The 4,340-nt window shown below is 52.1% G+C and carries 5 protein-coding genes; 3 read left to right on the top strand and 2 right to left on the bottom strand.

Annotated elements, in window-relative coordinates; all coding sequences use genetic code 11:
- Positions 1-34 precede the first annotated feature (34 nt).
- Both FDX03_RS02200 and acpH read right to left on the bottom strand, forming a co-directional pair.
- Positions 35-637 carry a peroxiredoxin gene (locus FDX03_RS02200; protein ID WP_048212444.1) on the bottom strand — a complete coding sequence of 201 codons (603 nt, stop codon included), beginning with the start codon at positions 635-637 and terminating at the stop codon, positions 35-37.
- Between the two features lie 168 nt (positions 638-805).
- Complete coding sequence (acpH, locus tag FDX03_RS02195; protein WP_137345413.1) at positions 806-1,387, bottom strand: ACP phosphodiesterase; 582 nt, start codon at positions 1,385-1,387, stop codon at positions 806-808.
- Between the two features lie 293 nt (positions 1,388-1,680).
- Between acpH and queA the strand changes: the two genes are divergently transcribed.
- The 3 genes from queA to yajC are packed head-to-tail and all read left to right on the top strand — an operon-like array spanning position 1,681 to position 4,287.
- Positions 1,681-2,751, top strand: a complete 1,071-nt coding sequence (gene queA, locus FDX03_RS02190) for a tRNA preQ1(34) S-adenosylmethionine ribosyltransferase-isomerase QueA (protein WP_115600852.1) — start codon at positions 1,681-1,683, stop codon at positions 2,749-2,751.
- A gap of 53 nt (positions 2,752-2,804) precedes the next feature.
- The gene (tgt, locus tag FDX03_RS02185) at positions 2,805-3,932 is read left to right on the top strand and encodes a tRNA guanosine(34) transglycosylase Tgt (RefSeq protein WP_003021535.1); all 1,128 of its coding nucleotides are present in this window, start codon (positions 2,805-2,807) and stop codon (positions 3,930-3,932) included.
- 22 nt (positions 3,933-3,954) lie between these two features.
- Positions 3,955-4,287, top strand: coding sequence for a preprotein translocase subunit YajC (yajC, locus tag FDX03_RS02180; protein ID WP_003021544.1), 333 nt, complete (start codon positions 3,955-3,957; stop codon positions 4,285-4,287).
- The last annotated feature ends 53 nt before the right edge of the window (positions 4,288-4,340 follow it).

The following is a 4,340-nucleotide window of genomic DNA, read 5'->3' as shown; positions in this document are numbered from 1 at the left end:
CCGCACTAGCGGGCCTTTTTTCGATTCATGCCAATTACAGGCTGGAAACGTTTTCAGTCAGGTATTTTGCTACGCCGTCCGGAGAGGCGTTCATACCTTCTTTACCTTTTTCCCACTGTGCCGGGCAAACGTCGCCGTGTTCTTCGTGGAACTGCAGCGCGTCAACCATACGCAGCATTTCGTCGATGTTACGACCCAGCGGCAGGTCGTTAACCACCTGGTGACGAACAACGCCGTTAGCGTCGATCAGGAAAGAACCACGCAGAGCAACGCCCGCTTCCGGGTGCTCGATGCCGTAGGCTTTCTGGATTTCGCGTTTGATGTCAGCAACCATTGCGTATTTCACTGCACCGATGCCGCCTTTGTCGACAGGGGTGTTACGCCATGCGTTGTGGACAAATTCAGAGTCAAAAGAAACGCCAACAACTTCTACGCCGCGCTTCTGGAATTCTTCGTAACGCTTGTCGAATGCGATCAGTTCAGACGGGCAAACGAAGGTGAAGTCCATCGGCCAGAAGAACAGAACGGTGGTTTTACCGTTGGTATGCTGTTTGAAGTTGAAGTTATCAACAATCTCACCGCTACCCAGTACCGCAGCTGCTGTGAAATCCGGAGCCTGACGAGTTACCAGTACCATATAATTCTCCTGCAAAGTTAAGGGGTTTTTGGAACGCAACGCGGGCCAGTATAGAGAGTGTTCGGGAATAAGACAAAGAGGCGCTGGCAATCAATGAGACAGGTTTTGTCTATCAATCTTTTGCCGGATGACGGCTACTGCTTATCCGGCGCGTCATGCGGGCTACAATCAAAGGGTTTTACGCCGCGCCTGGTCCATCATTTGCGGATAAAACTGCCAGAATCGTTCTTCTAACGCATCGTAATGCGTATTGAGGTCATACCATGAGTCGCGCAGGGCACCGAGACGTGGACGGCGGCTGGCCATGCCGTTCAGGACGTTCTGGATAAAATCCATGTCCCGGTAGCGCTCAAGCCATTTCTCTGACCATATATAGTTGTTCAGATTGATAAAGCGTGGCGGCGATTCCGGCAAAATAGTGGTTACCTGGGTACGGGCATAGCGCACAAAGTCCGTCAGCGGGAAGTCAGGAGAAATTTCCGACCAGTGGCGCGACAGAAAATGATCCCACATGACATCCAGCGTAATCGGCGCGACGCGGCGCGTTTCGCTACGAAACCACTCTTTGGCTTCACGTACCTGCGGCAGGTTATCGGTCATTACGTCGATACGACGGTGCATGAAGATGCCTTCCACCACGTCGGGCGAATAGTGCGTTTGGGGATTACCCCGGACAAAATCGGCCAGCAGATTGCCGGAAAGCGAGCTATCGGCAAGGTGGGCCAGATGCAAATGTGCAAGAAAATTCATATCCACTTCATCCTTCAAACTGCCTCTTTGTTGGCTGCTGAGTTACTCGTCTCGTCCTGAGACTCGCCCTTACGGGCCGTCGCTTTGCGACGTTCAAATCTGTTCCTGACAGATTTGTCACTCACCCCAGTCACTTACTTGAGTAAGCTCCGGGGACTCATTCAGTTGCCGCCTTGATGCATCTTGAATGATTTTGTGTATAGATTATGTCTCTTAACTTGAGGGGTAAAGGTTGCAGGGAGAACGCCCCGGCACTAGACTACCCGCCTCTTATTTTAGTCTGAGTCAGTGTCATGCGCGTTACCGATTTCACCTTTGAATTACCCGAATCCCTGATTGCCCACTATCCGCAAGCTGAGCGCAGCAGTTGCCGCTTGCTGTCACTGGATGGGCCGACGGGCGCGCTGACGCACGGTACTTTCACCGATTTGCTCGATAAGCTCAACCCTGGAGATCTGCTGGTCTTTAATAATACCCGCGTGATCCCGGCTCGTCTGTTTGGCCGTAAAGCCAGCGGCGGCAAGATTGAAGTGCTGGTCGAGCGTATGCTGGATGACAAACGTATTCTGGCGCATATTCGTGCTTCAAAAGCGCCGAAGCCGGGCGCAGAGCTGCTGCTGGGCGATGACGAAAGCATTAAAGCAACGATGGTGGCGCGCCATGACGCGCTGTTTGAAGTTGAGTTTAACGACGAACGCAGTGTGCTGGATATTCTGAACGCCATCGGCCACATGCCGCTGCCGCCATATATCGATCGTCCGGATGAAGACGCCGACCGCGAGCTGTACCAGACCGTGTACAGCGAAAAACCGGGCGCGGTCGCCGCGCCGACCGCCGGTCTGCACTTTGACGAACCACTGTTGGCAAAACTGCGTGATAAAGGCATTGAGATGGCGTTCGTTACGCTACACGTCGGCGCGGGTACTTTCCAGCCGGTGCGCGTAGACACCATCGAAGATCACATCATGCACTCCGAGTATGCGGAAGTGCCGCAGGATGTGGTTGATGCTGTGCTGGCGGCGAAAGCCCGCGGCAACCGCGTGATTGCAGTAGGTACCACCTCCGTACGTTCACTGGAAAGCGCAGCGCAGGCAGCCAAAAACGACCTTATTGAACCGTTCTTCGGCGATACGCAGATCTTCATCTATCCAGGCTATCAATACAAAGTGATAGACGCGTTGGTGACCAACTTCCATCTGCCGGAATCGACGCTGATCATGCTGGTTTCCGCATTTGCTGGCTACAAAAACACCATGCGCGCCTATCATGAAGCGGTAAAAGCGGAATATCGCTTTTTTAGTTACGGTGATGCCATGTTTATCACGTACAATCCGCAGGCTATTTCTGAGCGCGTTGGGGAATAAATCCGCGATGCGAGTGTTTAACGTCGGACTGTTTTTCTGACGCAGGAGTTAAAATGAAATTTGAACTGGACACCACAGACGGTCGCGCTCGCCGCGGCCGCCTGGTTTTTGATCGTGGCGTAGTGGAAACGCCTGCTTTTATGCCGGTCGGTACTTACGGCACTGTTAAGGGTATGACGCCGGAAGAAGTTGAAGCGACCGGGGCACAGATCATCCTCGGTAACACCTTCCACCTGTGGCTGCGCCCGGGTCAGGAAATCATGAAGCTGCACGGCGATCTGCACGATTTCATGCAGTGGAAAGGCCCAATCCTCACCGATTCTGGTGGCTTCCAGGTATTCAGTCTGGGCGACATCCGTAAGATAACCGAGCAAGGCGTGCATTTCCGTAACCCGATCAACGGCGATCCGATTTTCCTCGATCCTGAGAAGTCGATGGAGATTCAATACGATCTCGGTTCCGATATCGTGATGATCTTCGACGAATGTACACCGTATCCTGCCGACTGGGACTATGCTAAACGCTCGATGGAGATGTCTTTGCGTTGGGCGAAGCGCAGCCGTGACCGTTTTGATAGCCTCGGCAACAAAAATGCGCTTTTTGGCATCATTCAGGGCAGTGTTTACGAAGATTTACGTGATATCTCCGTCAAAGGTCTGGTAGATATCGGCTTTGATGGCTACGCTGTCGGCGGTTTGGCTGTTGGTGAACCGAAGGAAGATATGCACCGCATTCTGGAGCATGTTTGCCCGCAGATTCCGGCTGATAAACCGCGTTACCTGATGGGCGTCGGTAAACCAGAAGATCTGGTTGAAGGCGTGCGTCGCGGTATCGATATGTTTGACTGTGTGATGCCAACGCGAAATGCCCGTAATGGTCATTTGTTTGTGACTGACGGCGTGGTAAAAATTCGTAACGCGAAACATAAAAGCGACACCAGTCCGCTCGATGCTGAGTGTGATTGCTACACCTGTCGCAATTATTCGCGCGCATACTTGCATCATCTTGACCGTTGCAACGAAATATTGGGCGCGCGACTCAACACGATTCATAACCTTCGCTACTACCAGCGTTTGATGGCGGGTTTACGCAAGGCTATTGAAGAGGGTAAATTAGAGAGCTTCGTGACCGATTTTTACCAACGTCAGGGTAGACCAGTTCCACCTGTGAACGTTGATTAATTTTAATAATGAGGGAATTTGAATGAGCTTTTTTATTTCTGATGCGGTAGCGGCAACAGGTGCTCCGGCGCAGGGCAGCCCGATGTCTCTGATTCTGATGCTGGTGGTGTTTGGTCTGATTTTCTACTTCATGATCCTGCGCCCGCAGCAAAAGCGTACCAAAGAACACAAAAACCTGATGAACTCCATTGCGAAAGGCGATGAAGTGCTGACCAACGGTGGTCTGGTGGGTCGCGTGACCAAAGTAGCAGAATCCGGCTACATCGCTATCGCGCTGAACGACACCACTGAAGTGGTTATTAAACGTGATTTCGTAGCTGCCGTTCTGCCGAAAGGCACCATGAAGGCGCTGTAATTTATTGTTTTCCCAAAGGGAACTGCCGTGTTAAACCGTTATCCTTTGTGGAA

This window comes from Citrobacter sp. wls827 (assembly GCF_005280875.1).
Classification (GTDB): Bacteria; Pseudomonadota; Gammaproteobacteria; order Enterobacterales; family Enterobacteriaceae; genus Citrobacter; species Citrobacter youngae.
The sequence above is the reverse complement of the archived record's forward strand: the minus strand, read 5'-3'. Positions and strand labels throughout refer to the sequence as shown.

Coding starts and splice junctions, on each gene's coding strand:
- FDX03_RS02200 (WP_048212444.1), bottom strand. CDS start 637: ATGGTACTGGTAACTCGTCAGGCTCCGGATTTCACAGCAGCTGCGGTA.
- acpH (WP_137345413.1), bottom strand. CDS start 1,387: ATGAATTTTCTTGCACATTTGCATCTGGCCCACCTTGCCGATAGCTCG.
- queA (WP_115600852.1), top strand. CDS start 1,681: ATGCGCGTTACCGATTTCACCTTTGAATTACCCGAATCCCTGATTGCC.
- tgt (WP_003021535.1), top strand. CDS start 2,805: ATGAAATTTGAACTGGACACCACAGACGGTCGCGCTCGCCGCGGCCGC.
- yajC (WP_003021544.1), top strand. CDS start 3,955: ATGAGCTTTTTTATTTCTGATGCGGTAGCGGCAACAGGTGCTCCGGCG.